This is a genomic window from Paenibacillus sp. P4_A9 (assembly GCF_056402415.1).
Genome location: NZ_JBFUHL010000050.1, coordinates 19,211 through 39,570, shown reverse-complemented (window position 1 = coordinate 39,570; position 20,360 = coordinate 19,211). Strand labels below are relative to the sequence as shown.

Sequence of the window (20,360 nt, the reverse complement as noted above, 5' to 3'; positions counted from 1 at the left end):
CTTATTGATGAGCTATGCAGGCTTGCGGGTCAGTGAGCTCCACCGATTGAATATCTCCGATTTCAATCGTGGTACGAATTCTTTGATGGTACTAGGTAAAGGGCGGAAGTGGCGCGTAATCCCGCTTCCGAACGAAATCGTTCAAGTGCTCCAACGTGCACTTGTTGAACGTATGGAAGCGAGGAGCGGGGTGGAGCAGCCTTTCTTCGTATCGCAATTCGGTCGGCGTATAAGCATCCGAATGATTCAAACGATTGCCGAAAAGCATTTCGGCCAATTGAAAAGTCAGTACATCGAGCTGCAAGGCAAGTCATTTTCCAGCCATAAGCTAAGGCATACGTTTGCTACGATGCAAGTACTTGCCGGGACGGATATCCGGACGCTGCAAGAGCTGCTCGGACATGCGAGCATACAAACGACGCAGATTTATACGCATGTAGGGGATAAACAAAAACAGGATGCGATGAATCGTGTATCTGCATTTATTCCAGTTGGTATAGGGTTCTAAGTGTCATAATTCGATAAATCGGTACATATAAGGCAAAGATGAGGTTTTCCATTGCTAGACGATGTTTTGGGTAGGAGGTATACATATGGCAATACGCCCCCCCATATTACAAAGTGGAGATACGATTGGTGTTGTTACGTTAGGAAGTCCACTTGACGCAAGCATAATTGATGCAAGGATTCTGACACTTGAAAATATGGGTTACAAAGTCATTGTGGGTAAATACGCCTACGCTTACGGGGGGATCGTTACGGCGACAGCACAACAGCGAGCGGATGACCTTATGAGCATGTTTGTCAATCCGAATGTGAGTATGATTCTGCCCTCAAGAGGAGGTACGGGGGTTAAGGATATTTTGCCCTATCTGGATTACCCAATCATAAATAGCAATCCTAAAATAGTAACGGGATATAGTGATATTACGATCTTATTAAATATCCTTTATCAATTTGCCAATTTAATTACGTTTCAAAGCCTATTGTTGATTGATTTTAACTCGAGTAYACCTGCTTATAACTTCGATCAATTTTATACCGCAACATCAACGCTTTTGAGTCCCAGAGTCATTCAAAATCCAACGGGCATGCCACTGAATAGCCTTGTAAAAGGAATTGTAAGAGGGCCAATCGTTGGCGGTAACCTTACTTCGTTTGTAGGTACGTTGGGTACGCCGTTCGAAGTGAATACGAAGGGGAAGATTATCGTAATTGAAGAGACACATGRACCGACGAATACGATCTACCGCTATCTAACGCAGCTCATTATGGCTGGGAAATTTCGAGATTGCCTCGGGATCGTGATGGGGCAATGTACGGATTGTTCTGTTTCGTATTCTACGACTTATAATGATCTCATTGTCGGGTTGATTGCTCCATTAGGCAAGCCTCTAATGACCAATATGAGTACAGCTCATGGCATCTACAAAGCGGCGATTCCCATAGGGGCCATGGTTGAACTGGATACGATTGCAAACAAACTTACGGTACTTGAACCAACTGTCATAGCCTGACAACGCTTGAAAATGATTAAAAAGGAATAGCCGACGGCAGAAACCGCGGCTATTTTTCAATTTTAGTTAATTAAACGACGTGCTCCCCAATAGTGAGCATCATAATAGGGTGTACCAAATAAAGTGCTAATTTTAACTTCTCTCGTTCCCATGGTGCCTGCTTGAAGAATTTGGTTATTGCCAAGATAAATGCCTACATGAGAAACACCAGTTGTATAGGTTCCTTGTAGAAAGATGAGGTCACCTTTACGAAGATTGCTTTTTTCTACCGGCGTTCCTAATTGACTTTGAAGGGCTGCGGAATGAAGAAGATTAAACCCATGTTGATTAAACGCATATTGTACAAAGCCAGAGCAATCAAAAGCAACATTTGGCGTGGTTCCGCCAAAGACATAAGGGACGCCAAGTTGTTCCATCCCAGTTGCAATGATGGCATCTGCCTTTACTTCCCAGCTCGCTTTAAGTGGCGTCTTAACAGGAATAGTAATGATAACGCCTTCATAAATATTTTGCGCATTTACGTTTGGAYTGCTTGCGATTAGCTCGGAAAGTGACACATTATACTTCTGTGAAATGGACCAGAAAGTATCTGAATCCGTAGCTATGTAAGTATTGGAAGGTGCGGCACTCACCATTCCGCCGAACATAAGACTAGTAGCTACGACTGTTGTAAGAATCATCTTTCTCATCGTGTTCCTCCTAGATGTCTAATGTGGTTATGTAAACATTCTATCAAATTGAAGAAATGGCGAATATGATCAAAATTTGGATATAAGAGATTTCGAGTAATTTGTTTACATAATATTAGTTATGTATCAACATGAACGTCAGACGAATAGCGTGCAGTTTTCCGATTTTACACTATGTCAAATGATGTTGACGATTTAGGAACACTTTGTATAGTGAAAATTCAAAATAACCTTATATAATATAACGTATAAGGTTATTAATGCTGACAGATATATAACGCACAAGCAAGCGTGAATAAGGAGGAGCCCGATGAATTCAGACTTTTCCCGTCAGACAGTGGAAATTTCGTTAGAAGGCGTCGGTATGGTTTTCGGTAAAAAAGGGAGGCAAGTGACTGTCCTTCAGGATATCACCTTCGATGTAGGCCACAATGAATTCGTCTCCTTACTTGGGCCTTCAGGCTGTGGCAAATCAACTTTGCTTCGACTTATGGCTGATCTGCTTCAGCCGTCCAGTGGTCAGATTACGATTCAGAAGGAACATCCCAAAGAGGTGCGGTTGCGACGGAAGTTTGGCATTATTTTTCAAACACCCAACTTGTTTGAATGGCGAACTGTGCGAGAGAATATCGAGCTGCCGCTTGAAGTTCTCGAACAATCTCGCCATACGTATCGAGAAAGAGTAGACCAGCTGATAGACACAGTAGGTTTAGCGAAGTTTAAAGACTATTACCCATGGCAGCTCAGCGTCGGTATGCAGATGAGAGTAGTCATGGCACGTGCGTTATCCCTCGATCCACCCATTCTTTTCATGGATGAACCATTCTCCGCGCTTGACGAATTTACGAAGGACAAATTACAATTGGACTTACTTGAAATGAAGAAAAAAATGAACAAAACCATCGTCTACGTTACCCGCAGCCTGACAGAAGCTGTATTCCTCTCTAATCGGATTATCGTATTATCCGCAAATCCAGGTCGTGTGCATGCGATCCACCAAGTCCCACTTGATGATAATCGTACTTTGCAAACGCGTGAATCCCCACTTTTTCAGGAAATTACAGGTGCTATTCGAAAGTCTGTTTACGAGGGTAGTGAACCCTCAGATGATTAACATTCTTTTAATAAGCTAAAGTATTAATTCACCTTCTAACTCCAACAAATCACTCTGCCAAAACCTAATCTACCAATGAAAAATAACAACAAAAGCTAGGGATGACATCCTCTATTCGGACATAGAAATATAATAAGAGACAACAGATATAAGACGAACTGATAAATTCATGGATCGTGTAGGCTATCTGTTATTTGTGATCCTTGTTTTATCAACAGGAGGGGACTAGGTATGAGTGCTCAGGGAGACATTGATCCATTAAATAAGGAGGAATTGCTTCAGAAAGATCGCAAATATGTGTGGCATCATATTTCGCCGCATAATGAGAATCCCATGATTGTCGCTTCCGGCGAGGGCAGCTGGGTGACAGATATCGATGGCAATCGTTATTTAGATGGCATGTCGGGATTATGGTGTGTAAATGTCGGTCATGGTAGGAGGGAGATTGCTGAAGCAGCCGCTGAGCAAATGATGAAGATCGCTTATGCGACGCTTATACAATCTCACATCCCCGCCATTGAATTAGCGGCCAAATTAAATGAGTGGCTCGAAGGGGAGTATCGTATTTTTTACTCCAATTCGGGGTCAGACGCCAATGAAGTCGCGTTCAAAATTGCCCGTCAATATCACCATCAGAATGGAAAACCGAGTAAACATAAGTTCATCTCCCGCCATCGTGCGTATCATGGGAATTCCATGGGTGCTTTGGGAGCAACGGGTCAAGCCCAGCGTAAGTTGAAATACGAACCGCTTGGTGTTGGCTTCCAGCATGTGCCTCCTCCTTATTGTTATCGGTGTCCTTTCGGACAGACCAAAGACACGTGCAGCTTACAGTGTGCCAAAGCGATCGAGAATGCCATCGTTTGGGAGGGAGCGGATTCCGTTGCCGGTGTGATCCTGGAACCAGTTATTACAGGCGGGGGAATGCTTGTTCCACCCGATGCGTATTTACCGATGGTTAGGAGCATTTGTGATAAATATGATGTTTTGCTTATCGTAGATGAAGTCATATGCGGTTTTGGTCGATCAGGCAAGCCCTTCGGGCATCAGAATTACAAGGTGATTCCGGACATTGTCACGATGGCCAAAGGTTTAACCAGCGCGTATTCACCGCTGTCTGCAACTGCAGTATCGGCCGAATTATATGACTCTTTCAAAGAGAAAGAGKCAACGAGCCATTTTAGACATATCAATACGTTTGGTGGAAATCCCGTTTCCTGTAAGGTGGCATTAGCGAATCTCGAGATTATCGAGCGTGAGGGTCTGGTTGAACGATCGGCTGTCATTGGGAATGCGTTCAGAACTCGATTAGAACCGTTGTCACAGCATCCGCATGTTGGGGAAATTCGTATTTTCGGATCGGCCATGGGCATTGAGCTCGTGGAGGATCGTGAGTCGAAGATTCCCGCTTCAGTAGAACGGGTAACGAGCATTATTCTCGCATGCAAAAGCAAGGGACTTCTCGTCGGTAAAAATGGGGATACCGTTCCTGGCTACGCCAATATTGTTACGTTAAGTCCTCCGTTATCCTCAACGGATGAGGATGTGGATTTTATCATCGAAACCTTACTAACGGTGTTTGGTAACGAGCTAGAGAAAGGATGATCGGACTTGTCGACTAAGCCACGGATCCAAATCAACGCAGAACGTCTAGGGCAACACATTCATGATCTGGCGCAAATTGGGAAAATAGGCGAAACGGGCGTTTGCAGGCTTGCCCTTTCAAAGGAAGATAGAGCTGGCGTGGAGCTGGTGAAATCCTGGATGGAGGAAGCGGGGATGGAGGCTTATATCGACCCCTTCGCTAACCTGATTGGCGTATGGCGCGGAAGCGATCCACAAGCCCCTGTTCTCATGCTCGGTTCACATGTCGATTCGCAGCCTTATGGGGGGCGATTTGATGGCGCGATCGGTGTGCTCGGTGCGATAGAAGCGGTGCAAACGATGGTGGAGGAAGGCGTGAAACCTGCTTGTAATATCGAGGTTGTCGCTTTCTGTGATGAAGAAGGCAGCCGCTTCAACAAAGGGTTGTTCGGGGTTAGAGGCATGACCGGTAAGCTAGAAGCGGATGAGTTGGAACGAACGGACAAAAATGGCGTCACCCGCCGTGAAGCACTGCTGGAATTCGGCGTTGATCCAGCGGATTTCGAAGGATATACGTTCCAAGAGGGCCGAATCGGGGCTTTTCTGGAGCTGCATATTGAGCAGGGACCCGTGCTCGAGTCCATGAATGAGCCGATTGGTATCGTTAGCGGGATCTCCGGTCCTTTATGGCTCACCGTGGAAATGACAGGCTTCGCTGGCCATGCAGGCTCCGTGCCGATGTCGATGCGCCATGATGCGCTGCTCGGCAGTGCCAAAATCATCGTCGCACTTAACGAGCTTGTTCGTCGGGAACCAGGAACGCCTACTGTCGGGACGGTCGGATCTTTGCAGATATTTCCGGATTCTCGCAACATCATCCCTGAGAAGGTTAGCTTCACGATTGATCTGCGAGACATCGATATCTGTCGCCGTAATGCACTTGAAGCGGAGCTTCTAAGTAGCATCGAGAACGTAGCCTGTGAGCATGGGCTCAGCTATACGATTCGAGAGGATACGAATAGCGAGCCTCGCTATTGTGCGAACTGGATCAAACAGACGCTTCATAAGGAAGCGGGTCTGATGGGGATGAAGCCGCCAGAGCTCATGAGCGGACCTTTCCATGATTCGCTGACGATGTCCTACGTGTGCGACTATGGCATGATTTTCGTTCGCTGCCTCGAGGGCATTAGTCACAATCCCAAGGAATATGCTAGCCCAGAGGATATTACACTGGGAACGGAGCTTTTATACCGAACCGCGCGCCGCATTGTGGTGGAGAAGGGGGGCTTTCAAGCATGAGTGTCGTCACAATCGGTCTCATCCAAGCCTCGCATGATGTGCATGGTGATGAACCGATCGCGAAGCATAAGGAAATGGCCATCCAGAAGCATCTTGGTCTGGTGCGCAGTGCGGCCGCGAAGGGAGCGCAAATCATCTGCTTGCAGGAGATTTTCTACGGCCCTTATTTCTGCGCAGAGCAAACAACGAAATGGTACGATGCGGCCGAGGAAATTCCAAATGGGCCGACGACGATGCTTTTTCAAGAAGTGGCGAAGGAGCTTGGCGTCGTGATCATTCTCCCGATCTACGAGCGAGAAGGAATTGCCTCTTATTACAATACAGCGGCTGTTATTGATGCCGACGGGGCTTATTTAGGAAAATACCGTAAGCATCACATTCCACATGTTGCGGCAGGCGGCGGGTCATGCGGGTTCTGGGAAAAGTATTATTTTAAGCCGGGGAATCTCGGTTATCCCGTGTTTGATACCGCTTTTGCCAAGGTTGGTGTATACATTTGTTATGATCGTCATTTCCCAGAAGGAGCTAGGGCGCTTGGGCTAGGCGGGGCGGAAATTGTGTTTAACCCTTCGGCTACCGTTGCAGGCACGTCAGAGTATTTGTGGAAGCTGGAACAGCCCGCGCATGCCGTAGCCAATGGGTATTATGTGGCGGCCATTAACCGTGTGGGGACGGAAGCACCGTGGAACATGGGTGAATTTTATGGACAGTCCTATTTGGTGGATCCGCGCGGGTCAATCTTTGCGATAGGCAGTCGGGATCAAGATGAAGTGATCATCGGGGACATGGACAAATCGTTGATCCGCGAGGTGCGGAATGTCTGGCAGTTCTATCGGGATCGCAGACCGGAAACCTATGATCAAATCACGCAACTGTAAATGAGGGAGGAGGAGCGAAGATGAGTACGACATTTATTTCGCTGACTGATTTGAAGCGTAATTTTGCCGAAGTGAAGGCGGGTATGAAGCCCAAAGAGGCGATCGAAGAATCCAACCGCTGCTTGTTCTGTTATGACGCTCCTTGCATGCACGCCTGTCCGACAGGCATTGATATCCCATCTTTTATTAAAAAGATTGCCTCTGGTAATCTAAAAGGCTCCGCCCGAACGATTATGGATGCCAATCCAGTTGGAGCTTCCTGTTCGAGGGTATGTCCCACTGAGGAATTGTGCGAGGGGGCTTGTGTACTCAATCATTCGTCCAAGCCTATCTTGATTGGCCAGCTGCAACGTTATGCAACCGACTGGGCCATTAAGAATGAGCAGATTTTATTTAAAGCGGGTGCAAGTAACGGCAAAACGGTCGCGATCGTAGGCAGTGGACCTGCAGGACTTTCGGCAGCTCGTGAGCTAGCCCGCTTCGGTTTTAAGGTCACGGTGTTCGAAGCGAAGGAACAAGCAGGTGGCTTGGATACGTACGGCATCGTGTCGTTCCGGCTGCCGCAGGAAATCTCTCTCTGGGAGGTTGAGCAAGTACGACAGCTTGGTGTGGAGTTTCGCATGAACACACGAGTGGGTGTTGAGGTAAGCCCTGCGGAGCTATTAAGTGATTATGACGCTGTTGTGTTAGCAGTTGGGATGTCCAAGGTACCGATGCTTGGCATAGATGGTGAAGAATTGACCGGCGTCTATGATGCCATTGATTTCGTAGAATCGACGAAAAACGCTCCGGATCTCGATGAGTCTCTCATTGGGAAGCGGGTGGCTGTGGTTGGCGCGGGGAATACCGCGATTGATGCGGCGACATGTTCAGTTAGGCTTGGAGCAGAACAAGTGCAAATCGTTTACCGACGAACGCAACAGGAAATGACGGCGTATGATTTTGAATACGAGTTTGCGAAGCTAGATGGCGTTGGATTTCAATGGCTGACTGCCCCAAAACGGATCCTCGGTGATGAGAAGGGGAACGTCGTTGGCATCGAATGTGTGCGGATGGAGCTTGTGGCGTCTGATGACGGGGGGCGCAAACGTCCAGTCCCTATTGCAGGCTCCGAATTTGTAATTGAAGTGGATGCGGTAATCAAGGCGATAGGTCAGACGAAGCATCAATCGCTCATAGAGCAGTTCGGGCTGGCACATTCAAGGGGTACTGTATCATTGGTTGATTCAACTACAGGAATGACGTCGAATCCGAACGTGTACGCGGCTGGGGATGTTATCTTCGGTGATGGACAGGGAGAAGCGATGGTGGTATCGGCTGCCCAGCAAGGTAAGTTAACGGCGTATGCTATTTATAAGCAGCTAGTGAAAGGTCAAGAGGCGTCGGCTTGAGGTAGGGTTACTACAGAATCAGGAGGGATTCACCATGGCTGATTTACGAATGAATCTGGCTGGAATTGTGTCACCCAACCCGTTCTGGTTGGCATCGGCTCCACCGACGAACACGGGGTATCAGGTTCAGCGGGCTTTTGAAGCGGGATGGGGAGGCGCGGTGTGGAAAACGCTTGGCGATCCGATTATTAATACGTCCTCACGTTTTGCAGCCGTGCATTTTAATGGGCAGCGTGTTGCGGGCTTCAACAATATCGAGCTGATTACCGACCGTCCTCTTGAGGTTAATCTCAAGGAAATCTATGAAACGAAGAAGCGTTTCCCCAATCATGCGCTGGTCGTGTCTCTGATGGTTGAGCCCAAACGAGAGAAATGGCACGAAATCGTCAAAAAGGTCGAAGCCGTAGGCGTAGACGGACTTGAGCTGAACTTCGGCTGTCCGCACGGGATGGCAGAGCGTGGCATGGGTGCGGCATCTGGGCAGCAACCAGACCTTGTTGAGGCGCAAACGATGTGGGCGAAGGAAGCTGCCCAAACACCTGTGATTGTGAAGCTGACTCCGAACATCACCGATATCACAAGCACGGCTCTAGCAGCGGTACGTGGTGGGGCGGATGCGATTTCGCTCATCAACACGATTAACTCGCTGGCTGGTGTGGACATCGACTCGTGGAACACCATTCCACATGTTGGCGGCAAAGGTTCTCACGGTGGCTATTGCGGTCCAGCTGTGAAGCCAATAGCTCTCCACATGGTCGCGGATTGTGCGCGCAATCCAGGGGTTAATATTCCGATTTCCGGTATTGGCGGGATTTCCAATTGGCGTGATGCGGTTGAATTTATGCTGATGGGCGCAACTGGCGTTCAGATCTGTACAGCCGCCATGCACCATGGCTTCCGGATCGTAGAGGACATGATAGATGGGCTGAATAACTATTTGGATGAAAAAGGCCTTGCCAGCGTCTCCGAACTCATTGGAAAATCCGTACCGCGCTACTCCGATTGGGGAAACTTGGATTTGAATTATGCCGTAGTTGCTAAGATCGATACGGAAACGTGTATTAACTGCAATAAGTGCCATATTGCCTGCGAGGATACCTCGCATCAATGTATCGAGAGACATACGGATGATCAAGGGAAGTCCTTTTTGCAGGTGAGGGAAGAGGACTGTGTAGGGTGTAACTTATGCGCGATTGTGTGTCCGGTCGACGGTGCGATATCGATGGTTGAGGTGCAAGGAACTGAGGAGCCAATGACGTGGAACGAGCGTCAAGCGGCTGTTAGCAAGCTGTCAGAGGGAAAAGATGAGGATAAGAAGGAGGCTGTTTAGCCATGGCCAGGCTCATTAAGAATGGAACAATTGTCACGGCATCGGACCAGTATAAAGGGGATATTCTCATCGAGAATGGCATCATCACGGGGATCGGGCTTAACCTCACTCGAAAARATGCCGAGATTGTGGATGCCACGGGGAAATACGTATTTCCTGGCGGCATTGATCCGCATACCCATCTGGATATGCCTTTTGGCGGGACCGTTACAGCTGATGATTTCGAGACGGGCACACGGGCTGCGGCATTCGGCGGGACGACGACGGTGATCGATTTTTGCTTAACGAATAAGGGGAAACCGCTAAGTCAGTCTGTTCAGACGTGGCATCAGAAAGCACAAGGCAAAGCTGTCATTGATTATAGCTTTCATCTGATGATCGCAGAAATCAACGATGAGGTGCTGGCCGAGTTGCCAACCATGATTCATGAGGAAGGTATCACTTCACTCAAGGTATTTATGGCTTATAAGAATGTCTTCCAAGCAGATGACGGCACACTGTATCGAACCTTGCTTGAGGCGAAAAAGCACGGTGCTCTCGTAATGGTGCATGCGGAAAACGGCGATGTGATCGAGTATTTGATAAAGGAAGCGCTCGAAGCGGGTCAGACCGACCCAATCTATCATGCACTGACTCGGCCGTCGTTAATTGAAGGAGAAGCGACGGGACGCGCAGCCAAGCTCACGGATTTAGCCAACTCTCAGCTCTATGTGGTTCATGTGACGTGCGAAGAGGCTGTGCAGCAAATTACCGAGGCTCGTAATCGCGGGGTTGATATCTGGGGGGAAACGTGCCCGCAGTATTTAATGCTCGATCAGACTTACCTGGAAAAGCCTGATTTCGAAGGCGCGAAATACGTTTGGTCTCCGCCGTTACGGCCGAAGTTTCACCAAGACGTACTGTGGAATGCCTTGAAAACAGGTCAGCTGCAGACAGTGGGCTCGGATCAATGCTCGTTTAATTTTAACGGTCAAAAAGATTTAGGGCTCGGGGACTTTAGTAAAATTCCCAACGGTGGACCTTGCATCGAGGATCGATTCTCTATTCTGTTTTCTGAAGGGGTAGGGAAAGGGCGCATCACACTGAATCAGTTCGTGGATATCGTGTCGACGCGAAGCGCGAAGCTGTTTGGTTTGTTCCCGAAAAAGGGGTCGATCGCTGTGGGCGCGGATGCGGATATTGTGATTTTTGACCCGCATGCAAAGCGCACGATTTCGGCGGAAACCCACCATATGAACGTGGATTATAATCCCTTTGAGGGGCTTGAAATAACTGGGGAGCCAGTGACGGTTCTATCTCGTGGAGAGTTCGTCATTCTGGATAAACAATTCGTCGGCGAGGCAGGAAATGGTCAATTCATCAAGAGGGGAACGTATGTTTCATCGTCGTCCAAAGTGAGCAAAGCGGAGAAGGAAACTGTCCAAGGAGGTGCCCCCTATGTCTGAATTTGAGCTCTTTCAAGAGGAGAAAACTAAACTTGACGGCTTCGTCGCCCAGAAATTCAAAATAATCGGCGTACTCGAGGATCTAGAAGGGGCGTGGCTGGATCTCGAGCACCCCGGCGGGGAAACGGCTAGGCTTCATTTGACGACAGCCAACGCCAGAAAGTATTACGTCAACGTGCTATTGTCACAAGGCAAATCCAAGGCTTAAGGGATGGCTCCATACAGATACGTATAGCCATGCAGCGCGAGCTCGAGTGCGATTCGCTTCTGCGGCAGCATGAAATCTTCCCCGAGAATCGCGGCGATTTTGTCCAGCCGATGGTATAGCGTTTGCCGAACAATAAACAACTCCTTCGCTGTTTCCTGTTTCGAGCCGGAAAGCGTTAGATACATGTGTAACGTTTTTAAAAGTAGACCATTTTTCTCGCGATCATAGATTATGATATCTCCGAGATACTCATCAATGAAAGGGGCAAGTTGACCGGATTGCTTCATAAGCAAGATCACTTTGTAGACGTGTAGTTCGTGATAGAAGGGCTTCGTGARCACGCCGATATCCTTCTGGATTTCTAACGTCTCTAAGGCGGATTCATAGCTCGCATGAAGTTGAAGCGGGTCGCTGACAGCTTTGCCGATGCCCAAAAGGGCCGGGAATAGGTTGGTTTCTTGCGTTTTATGCAAGCGCTGGATGGTTCGCAGGATTCGCTCATGACATGTGTTTGAGGGTATTTGATCTAAAAGGATAAAGACGATTCGCTGCTCGTACACCGTAGGTAGCAAATAAAAGCCTTCTCTTTCAAACAGGGAGCGGGCGATCATTTGTTTTTGAAATAACAGCGTTTCTTGCGAACTTAAACCATCGCTTCTTGCGGTCTTATCGAACACGCAAACGATAACAGGGCCAAGCTTGACGGCAGGCTTGACGTTCATGACATAATCGCGAATATCCTGAAGTGAATGCTTACCGCCTAACCAATCGGTCACCCATAGATCCTGTTTATAGCGGGTTTTCTCCTCGATATAGGTGGTACGCATCATTTCTTGGGCAATGGCGGTCGCGCATCGATCCAAAGCGAGTATTTGGAACTCACTCAGCTCTTGTTCGGCAAATAAAAGCAGGTCAGCGAACAAGTGTTCTAAGGCTAGGATGGGGCGATGGGCTAGCTTGTTTTTGACATCAGATAAGTGAAATATTTCTCCGAAAATCCATTTTTCATAAAAGGCAGCACCCTCATCTTTCGGTAAGGAGGGAACGAAAACCGCGGCATCCGTATCGAATGGGAAAAAGGCGACCTGCGCGTGTGTCGTCTCCTGCAATAGCTTGAGTAGTGGCCGCAAACCTTTGCCAGATAAGAGCAGTTGATTAAGCTTTGTTGACAGTGATTCAAGATCGGATACCATTTTGTGATGCTGATGAATGAAATGCGTATGTAAATCCTGTGTGATATCAATATAACGAACTTCCTCATGGAAAAAAATGAGTGGGAAATTCGCTTGAAGGGCAAGTGTCTTCATGCTTTCAAGCGGTTGCTTCGTATAGGTGCCCAACTCGATACACAATCCAGAAGCTCCGCTGTCAATCAATTGCTGAAGGAATGAAAGACTCGTTTCCTCATTGTCCTGCCAACCAATCCCCGTGCTTAGTATAAGTTCATTTCCATTCAAAAGGTGACCAACTTGCGTAACTTCCATGATGTGAACCCAACGAACTTTACGAGACAATGCTTCTTCGGTAGCAATCGCCTCTGCTTTATGAAAGAGTGGGCGCTGCAAAATATCGTGCACGGTTAGTTGTAAAAGGGTCTGTACCAGGCGAAATCACCACTTTCATGTAAGGAAAGATAACATTATCGTGAAATGAGAGGGATTGAACCCTATTATACAATGTGTCCAATGACTTGTGGAGAAAATTTATGGCCCCAGGAGATGAGCGATGATGACGGACCTGCAAAATTTGATCAATGGCGTTTGGGTGGATTCAATCGGTGGTGAAATGAGTGATGTGCTTAATCCTGCAACGGGTAAAGTGATTGCACGTGTGCCGCAATCGACTGCCGAAGATGTTGAGCGTGCAGTAATTGCTGCCCAAAATGCGTATGAATCGTGGAGCAAAACACCTGTTCCTAAACGAGCTCGTGTGTTGTTTCATTATTGGCAGTTGTTGCAGGCCAATGAGCATGAGCTTGCCGAATTGATCACAAAGGAGAACGGGAAGAGCTATAAGGAAGCGCTTGGTGAGGTGCTGCGCGGCATCGAATGCGTAGAGTTTGCTGCCGGTGCACCTTCTCATATGATGGGGTCTACGCTCGCTAACATTTCTGCAGAAATGGATTCCGAGTTATTTCGTGTGCCGCTTGGCGTTGTCGGGGGGATAACCCCTTTTAACTTCCCAATGATGGTGCCATGCTGGATGTTCCCGCTTGCGATTGCTTGTGGAAACACCTTCGTTTTAAAGCCTTCGGAGCGTACACCGCTGACTGCGATGAAATTAGCTGCGCTGATGCAAGAAGCAGGACTTCCTGATGGTGTGCTGAATGTCGTGCACGGCGCACATGATGTGGTTAATGCGCTGACGACGTCACCTTCGGTCAAAGCCATATCCTTTGTAGGCTCGCAACCTGTGGCCAAGTATGTGTATGAGAGAGCCTCAGCTGCAGGTAAAAGGGTGCAAGCGTTAGCAGGCGCCAAAAACTATCATATCGTCATGCCTGATGCGCATCCTGAGAAAACAATCGAGAATATCGTCATGTCGTCGTTCGGTTCTGCAGGTGAACGGTGTATGGCGTGTTCGGCTGTCGTTGTTGTGGGGGATGGAGAGGCGTTTGTGCGTGGGCTTTCGGAGGCTGCTGCGCAGTTGGTGCTTGGCAGTGGGATGGAGGAGCAGGTTACGTTGACGCCAATTATTCGTGATGAGCAGCGAACGCGAATTGCGGGCTATATCGAGAAAGGGATCGCTGAAGGAGCTGAGTTGCTGATTGATGGGCGAACGGTGGAAGCGTGTGAGGGCGAGGGCTTCTTCCTCGGAGCAACGATTTTCGATCACGTGAAGCCAGAGATGACGATTGCTAAAGAGGAGATTTTTGGGCCTGTGCTTTCGTTGTTCCGCGCGGCGGATCTGAATAGCGCACTGGTGTTAGTGAATCAATCCCGCTTCGGGAATTCAGCGGTCATTTACACGGAGAATGCGAAGGCAGTGCGCCAATTCCGCGAGGAAGTTGAAGCCGGCATGCTCGGCGTCAATGTTGGCGTGCCAGCGCCGATGGCCTTTTTCCCATTCTCAGGCTGGAAGGATTCGTTCTATGGCGATTTGCATGCCAATGGCAAAGACGGCGTCGAATTTTACACGAAGAAGAAGATGATCACGTCGCGGTATTTTTAAGCGTAGATGGAAAAGCAATTGCGGGGGAAAACCTGGGGCGATGCCTCAGGTTTTTTGGCGGCTTTTTTCATTTTAGCCAAAGAGTACGTTGTCGAGAAGGTGTCAATTTAGTATGATGGAGTGTACGTCAAGAGGAATACGGAGGACTCCATTACTATGAAGAAGAACCGAAAAAACAGCAACTCCATGGGACAATACCGCGAGCTACTGGGCCGCTATTTGTTCCCACAGAAGGGGACGCTGATCGGACTGACACTGTTGTTGTTCGCATCCATTGGACTGCAGCTGATTAATCCGCAAATCATCCGCTATTTTATTGATACTGCCCAGTCGCAGGGGGCGATGCAGCCACTTTTTACAGCGGCGTTCCTGTTTATTGGCTTTGCGCTAGTGCAGCAGCTTGTGTCCGTGATTGCAACCTATTTTAGTGAAAATGTCGGTTGGAAAACGACGAATAAGCTGCGCGTTGATTTAGCCGCACATTGTTTATCGCTGGATATGTCCTTTCATAAAAGTCATACATCCGGTTCGCTCATTGAGCGTGTGGATGGGGATGTGAATGCACTTGCGAATTTCTTCTCTAGCATGATCATTCATTTATTTGGCAATGTGCTATTGATGGCTGGTATTCTTGTTCTTTTATTCCGCGAAAATTGGATAATTGGCGTGGGCATGGCGGTTTTCGTCGTTTGCGCGATATATATGATTCAATGGATTCGTCAATTTGCAGTGCCCGTTTGGGCGGGGTGGCGACAGGCGAACGCTGAGTTTTATGGTTTTATCGGTGAGCATTTGGAAGGTACGGAAGATATTCGCGCCAATGGTGCGGTGAGTTTCGTGATGAATCGCTTCTATACAATGCTTAGAAAAATGCTGCCGCTGCGCGTCAAAGCTTTCCTCGGTTTCTGTGCGATGTGGAACATGTCGATCTTCGTTTTCGCGTTAGGAAATGCGATGGCGTTTGGGATCAGCGCCTACTTATGGCATAGCAATCAGATTTCACTTGGCACTGTGTATTTAATTTTCTTCTACACGGAATTGCTGGCAAAGCCAATTGAAAAGATTCGGACGCAAATGGAAGATTTGCAAAAAGCAGACGCAAGTATTTCCCGTATTCGAGAGCTATTCGCGATTCAGTCCAAGATTCAAGATGGCCCAGGGGCTCAGCTTCCGGAGGGACCGCTCGGGGTTGATTTCAAGGATGTCGTTTTTAGCTATGACGAGGATCAGCCGACGATTGATCACCTGACGATGACTTTGAAGCCCGGCGAAGTGCTTGGTTTGCTTGGCCGCACAGGGAGCGGGAAGTCGACAATTGCCAGGTTACTTCTGCGATTCTATGATCCGCAAAGCGGTGTGATTGCACTCAGCGGTACAGACATTCGCGCTTGTAAACTAGCTGATGTGCGGAAGCGAGTCGCGCTCGTAACGCAAAATATTGAAATTATCCAAGGGACAATTCGTGATAATTTAACCTTTTATGATGCATCGATTCGGGATGAGCAGGTCATTGAGGTGCTCCATGAACTTGGCTTGGGTGCTTGGTATGATGCGATGCCAGATGGACTGGATACAGGACTCGCATCGGGCGGAAGCAGCTTATCTGCTGGTGAGGCGCAACTGTTGGCTTTTGCACGTGTATTCTTAACGAACCCGGGACTGGTCATTATGGATGAAGCTTCATCGCGTTTGGATCCACTGACAGAGCAGCGGATGGAGAAGGCTGTTTCCAAATTGTTAAATGAGCGCTCCTGCATCATGATTGCCCATCGACTTGCCACCGTTCAGCGTGCGGATCACATCGTCATTTTGGATGGAGGGCGTGTGCTGGAATCAGGTCGAAGAGAGGTTTTGGCCGCTGACCCGAATTCCCGATTCAGCCAATTACTCGCGACAGGGTTAGAGGAGGTGTTGGCATGACGACTTTTCAATATTTAAAAGGACTTATTATGTATAAGCCTTTCCGGTATTTTATTAATGCCTTTGCATGGACAGTCATTTATTTGGCGCCGATTGCACCAGGCCTCATTACAAAGGCTTTTTTTGACACATTGACGGGGAATGCCACACTAAAGTTTGGCGTGTGGGGCTTGATCGCGCTGTTGATCGGGGCAGCCCTTGGACGAATCCTGCTGATCGTCATTGGATTCATTACGGATGTGCATTTCCGCTTTCGTATGGGGATGCTGCTTCGCCGTAATTTACTTGAGCATGTCTTAAAGCAACCTGGCGCGCAAGCGATTCCGGTATCACCTGGGGAAGCGATCAGCCATTTCCGAGACGATGTAGATCAATCGGAGGAAGCGGCGAGCTGGTCGGTTGATGTGTTTGGAATGACGTGTTTCGCTCTCGTGTCAGGATACATATTGATTCGAATCGATGCACAAATGACACTACTTGTATTTATGCCAATCGTTATCGTCATCACTGCTGCTCAACTCGCAACGGTACGTCTGCAGAAATATCGCGCCGCTAGTCGGGAATCTACCTCCAAGGTAACGGGTGAAATCAGCGAGATGTTCGGCAATGTGCAGGCCATTCAAGTGGCTGGCGCGGAGAAGCGAGTCATAGAGCGGTTCGGCAGCTTCGGCGATCAACGTAGAAAAGCGATGCTTAAAGATCGGCTGATGAGTGAATTGCTCGATTCTGTCTTCTCCAATTCGGTGAATTTGGGAACGGGGCTCCTGCTTTTATTAGCGGGGACGAAAATGCGAGCAGGGACGTTCACGGTCGGTGACCTCGCGTTGTTTGTTTACTATTTGACGTTCGTGACTCAGTTTATTACGAACGTCGGGAAGTTTATCACTTATTTCAAGCAAATGAGTGTTTCACTGGAGCGATTGACGTTTCTCTTGCAGGGGGCGTCAGCGAAGGTGTTGACGATGGTGAAGCCGTTGTATTTGAAGAAGGAGCGGGTCGGGAAGGATGATCAAGACCAAGACCGAGCGACTGACAGCGTGGTTTCGCCCCCGCTGCAACGCTTGGAAGTGAATGGGCTCAGCTACACCTACCCAGATACGGGGAGAGGTATCGCTGACATTCACTTCGCCATGCGAAGAGGATCGTTCACCGTTATCACGGGAACGATCGGCTCTGGCAAAACCACGCTGGTTCGTTCCCTTCTTGGGCTGCTGCCCAAGGAGAAAGGAACGATTGCGTGGAATGGTGTGCCCGTCGAAGACCCGGGCACCTTCTTTACACCGCCGCAGAGTGCGTATACCGCGCAGGTGCCGCGGCTGTACAGCGATACGCTGCGCAATAATATTTTGCTCGGGCAAGCGGAGCAAGGCGACAGCTTGCAGCAGGCACTAAACGCGGCGGTGCTCGAGTACGACGTCGCGCAGCTGCCTGGCGGGCTGGACACGGTCATCGGCCCGCGCGGGGTGAAGCTCTCCGGCGGCCAAGCGCAGCGGACGGCCGCGGCCCGCATGCTCGTGCGGGACGCCGAGCTGTATGTCTTCGACGACCTGTCGAGCGCGCTCGACGTCGAGACGGAGCAGAAGCTCTGGGAGCGGATGTTCCAGCGCCGCAGTGATGCGACGTGTCTGGTCGTCTCGCACCGGAAAACCGCGTTGACGCGTGCCGACCACATCATCGTGATGAAAGACGGCCGCATCGAAGCGGAAGGCACGTCGGAAGAATTACTGCGCCACAGCTCCACATTTCGTGAGCTGTGGTACGGGGACGACCGTAAGGCATCGCATTAGTCGTAGTTCCTGCTCGCTCCGTGATTTCAATAAAAGGGAATCCGATCTGCGTCACGAATAGTAAAACCTATCACCAAGAAACCCACCCGATGCTACCAGCAACAGGTGGGTTTTCGTTCGCTTTAACACCAATCACTCCAGTAAAGGATGAGAACTTCGTATGATCAACACGCTCATTTTGGTTTTCATATTAACGATGATTATTCACACGGCGGAGACGCTGTCTTACTCGATTCGCTATGCCGGTGTGCGAGTGAACAAGCTCGCAGTGGCGCTTTCGTTGGTCGGTATTGTCGTGCTCGTTTCACGTACTGCGAACCTGATCCAGGCGCCGATGACCGCGCACTTTGTGGATTTTGCCAAGCATGAGCCCACGTTTGATTTGGTTCGATATTTACGAATATCATTGTTGGCATCGTCTATTGGGACGGTTATCGCCATCGCGTTATTTCCTACTTTTATCAACATTAGCGCTAGAGTTATTGCTCGTCTCGAAATTGCCGGATCGCTGCCGAAGATGCTCACGAATGTCACCATTTCACAGCTGAAAAACACAACGAAATACATCAAAAAGCCAAATGTAAAGCTCAGTCAGTTCCGGTACCTCGGCATTTCCAAACGCTTTCTATTCATCAATATCGTAGTTACAGCGTTTTATTCCGTAGGTGTTCTGGCCTCTCTGTATGCGGCTCATTTATGGCCCGATCATGCGACGACTGCCTCACAAGCTTCCGGTCTGATCAATGGGATTGCCACCATTTTGCTCACGATATTTATCGATCCGCAGTTAGGTCTCATTACCGATAAGGCACTGCATGACGAAGCTCAGCGTAAGCAGCTAGGTAAAATCTACGCTTTACTTATGACAACCCGATTCCTAGGTACGTTGTTGGCGCAAGTTTTTCTCGTTCCGTCAGCCTATTTTATTGGATGGTGTGTTCAATTGTTTTTCTAATTAAGCCCAAATCCTTTCTTTCATCAGCCTTGCTTGGTATAATAGCCTCTATCATAGTAGCGCAAAATAGAAACGGAGTCCGACCATGAAGAAGTTTAAAAAGTTTTATATTGAAATTACGAGCGTATGCAATTTGGCATGCACGTTTTGTCCTCAGACCAAGCGTCAAGCGAATTTCATCAAAATAGATACGTTTACGAATATCCTTGACCAAATCAAGCCGCATACGGATCACATTTACTTGCATGTAAAGGGGGAGCCGTTGCTTCATCCCAAAATCGATGAACTGCTCGATATCAGCCATGAGAAGGGCTTCAAGGTCAATATCACAACGAACGGCACGCTCATTACCAAAAACAGGCACAAGCTGCTGGATAAACCTGCGCTGCGCCAAATGAATTTCTCCTTGCACAGCTTTGACGGCCATGAAGGCTCAGAGGACAAAGAAGGTTATGTGACCACTGTTCTGCGTTTTGCCAAGGAGATCGTTGCTAAATCCAACGTCATTATTTCTTTTCGATTATGGAATCTGGATACAGATAATCAAACGAATTTGGAACGGAATCGGAATCGTGAAGTGCTGGAATTGCTAGAGAAAGAGTTCGAGCTCGATTACAAAATCGATGAGAAATTCGTCCGCGGAACTGGCGTAAAGCTTGCCGAACGCGTTTATCTGAATCAGGATCACGAGTTCCAGTGGCCTGATTTGAAGGCGGAGGAGATTGAGGGACCTGGTTTCTGCCACGCCTTGCGCAATCAAGCGGGTATTCTCGTAGACGGAACCGTTATTCCCTGTTGTTTGGATGGGGAAGGGGTAATCAACCTAGGGAACATTAACCATACGCCATTCTCCGAAATCGTAGAGGGTGAACGAGCGAATCGTTTGTTTGAAGGCTTTTCTAGACGTGAAGTGGTCGAGGAATTATGCCGTAAATGCGGATATCGCGAACGATTTAGTATGTAAAATGATAGCTCATTCCGCACAGTGGTTATGCTGTTAGGAGTGGGCTTTTCATTTACTGTTCGTTTTTTGCTTTTACGACACATTCATGAGATAATACAAGTTTGATTC

General features: G+C 48.5%; 17 protein-coding genes. 15 read left to right on the top strand and 2 right to left on the bottom strand.

Annotation, left to right across the window (positions count from 1 at the left end):
- The coding region (locus tag AC1DVJ_RS23770) for a tyrosine-type recombinase/integrase (RefSeq protein WP_477593980.1) at positions 1 to 508 on the top strand (508 nt) is incomplete at its 5' end.
- Between the two features lie 85 nt (positions 509 to 593).
- Positions 594 to 1,517 (top strand): S66 peptidase family protein, encoded by a 924-nt coding sequence (locus tag AC1DVJ_RS23765; RefSeq protein ID WP_477593978.1) that lies wholly within the window; start codon positions 594 to 596, stop codon positions 1,515 to 1,517.
- A gap of 62 nt (positions 1,518 to 1,579) precedes the next feature.
- Here AC1DVJ_RS23765 and AC1DVJ_RS23760 read toward each other — a convergent pair whose 3' ends face one another.
- Entirely contained in the window at positions 1,580 to 2,206 is a 627-nt protein-coding gene (locus AC1DVJ_RS23760; protein WP_477593975.1) for a C40 family peptidase, read from the bottom strand.
- Between the two features lie 310 nt (positions 2,207 to 2,516).
- Here AC1DVJ_RS23760 and AC1DVJ_RS23755 point away from each other — a divergent pair, with 310 nt between their 5' ends.
- The 8 genes from AC1DVJ_RS23755 to AC1DVJ_RS23720 all read left to right on the top strand — a co-directional run bounded on the left by AC1DVJ_RS23755 (position 2,517) and on the right by AC1DVJ_RS23720 (position 11,455).
- On the top strand, positions 2,517 to 3,320 hold the full coding sequence (locus tag AC1DVJ_RS23755) for an ABC transporter ATP-binding protein (RefSeq protein WP_477593973.1): 804 nt from the start codon (positions 2,517 to 2,519) through the stop codon (positions 3,318 to 3,320).
- Positions 3,321 to 3,551: 231 nt separating this feature from the next.
- A complete protein-coding gene (locus AC1DVJ_RS23750; protein WP_477593971.1) occupies positions 3,552 to 4,925 on the top strand; it encodes an aminotransferase in 1,374 nt (457 codons plus the stop codon).
- A gap of 6 nt (positions 4,926 to 4,931) precedes the next feature.
- Positions 4,932 to 6,203, top strand: coding sequence for a hydantoinase/carbamoylase family amidase (locus AC1DVJ_RS23745; RefSeq protein WP_477593969.1), 1,272 nt, complete (start codon positions 4,932 to 4,934; stop codon positions 6,201 to 6,203).
- The gene (locus AC1DVJ_RS23740; protein WP_477593967.1) at positions 6,200 to 7,081 is read left to right on the top strand and encodes a nitrilase-related carbon-nitrogen hydrolase; all 882 of its coding nucleotides are present in this window, start codon (positions 6,200 to 6,202) and stop codon (positions 7,079 to 7,081) included. Before AC1DVJ_RS23745 ends, AC1DVJ_RS23740 begins: the two co-directional genes overlap by 4 nt.
- Positions 7,082 to 7,101: 20 nt before the next feature.
- Positions 7,102 to 8,472 (top strand): NAD(P)-dependent oxidoreductase, encoded by a 1,371-nt coding sequence (locus tag AC1DVJ_RS23735; protein ID WP_477593965.1) that lies wholly within the window; start codon positions 7,102 to 7,104, stop codon positions 8,470 to 8,472.
- 34 nt (positions 8,473 to 8,506) lie between these two features.
- Positions 8,507 to 9,802 (top strand): NAD-dependent dihydropyrimidine dehydrogenase subunit PreA, encoded by a 1,296-nt coding sequence (gene preA, locus AC1DVJ_RS23730; protein ID WP_477593963.1) that lies wholly within the window; start codon positions 8,507 to 8,509, stop codon positions 9,800 to 9,802.
- 2 nt (positions 9,803 to 9,804) lie between these two features.
- On the top strand, positions 9,805 to 11,247 hold the full coding sequence (gene hydA, locus AC1DVJ_RS23725; RefSeq protein ID WP_477593961.1) for a dihydropyrimidinase: 1,443 nt from the start codon (positions 9,805 to 9,807) through the stop codon (positions 11,245 to 11,247).
- The gene (locus AC1DVJ_RS23720; RefSeq protein WP_477593959.1) at positions 11,240 to 11,455 is read left to right on the top strand and encodes a hypothetical protein; all 216 of its coding nucleotides are present in this window, start codon (positions 11,240 to 11,242) and stop codon (positions 11,453 to 11,455) included. The genes hydA and AC1DVJ_RS23720 overlap by 8 nt, the downstream gene beginning before the upstream one ends.
- Here AC1DVJ_RS23720 and AC1DVJ_RS23715 read toward each other — a convergent pair.
- Positions 11,452 to 13,032, bottom strand: coding sequence for a PucR family transcriptional regulator (locus AC1DVJ_RS23715; RefSeq protein ID WP_477593956.1), 1,581 nt, complete (start codon positions 13,030 to 13,032; stop codon positions 11,452 to 11,454). The two genes, AC1DVJ_RS23720 and AC1DVJ_RS23715, sit on opposite strands and share 4 nt — an antisense overlap.
- A gap of 151 nt (positions 13,033 to 13,183) precedes the next feature.
- Between AC1DVJ_RS23715 and AC1DVJ_RS23710 the strand changes: the two genes are divergently transcribed.
- From AC1DVJ_RS23710 to AC1DVJ_RS23690, 5 genes are all read left to right on the top strand, one after another.
- Positions 13,184 to 14,626: a CoA-acylating methylmalonate-semialdehyde dehydrogenase gene (locus AC1DVJ_RS23710; RefSeq protein WP_477593954.1), complete on the top strand. Its 1,443-nt coding sequence runs from the start codon at positions 13,184 to 13,186 to the stop codon at positions 14,624 to 14,626.
- 156 nt (positions 14,627 to 14,782) lie between these two features.
- Positions 14,783 to 16,546 carry an ABC transporter ATP-binding protein gene (locus AC1DVJ_RS23705; RefSeq protein WP_477593952.1) on the top strand — a complete coding sequence of 588 codons (1,764 nt, stop codon included), beginning with the start codon at positions 14,783 to 14,785 and terminating at the stop codon, positions 16,544 to 16,546.
- Positions 16,543 to 18,333 carry an ABC transporter ATP-binding protein gene (locus tag AC1DVJ_RS23700; protein WP_477593950.1) on the top strand — a complete coding sequence of 597 codons (1,791 nt, stop codon included), beginning with the start codon at positions 16,543 to 16,545 and terminating at the stop codon, positions 18,331 to 18,333. The genes AC1DVJ_RS23705 and AC1DVJ_RS23700 overlap by 4 nt, the downstream gene beginning before the upstream one ends.
- Before the next feature lie 160 nt (positions 18,334 to 18,493).
- A complete protein-coding gene (locus AC1DVJ_RS23695) occupies positions 18,494 to 19,288 on the top strand; it encodes a lipid II flippase Amj family protein (protein ID WP_477593948.1) in 795 nt (264 codons plus the stop codon).
- Positions 19,289 to 19,373: 85 nt separating this feature from the next.
- Positions 19,374 to 20,252, top strand: a complete 879-nt coding sequence (locus AC1DVJ_RS23690) for a radical SAM/SPASM domain-containing protein (RefSeq protein WP_477593946.1) — start codon at positions 19,374 to 19,376, stop codon at positions 20,250 to 20,252.
- The last annotated feature ends 108 nt before the right edge of the window (positions 20,253 to 20,360 follow it).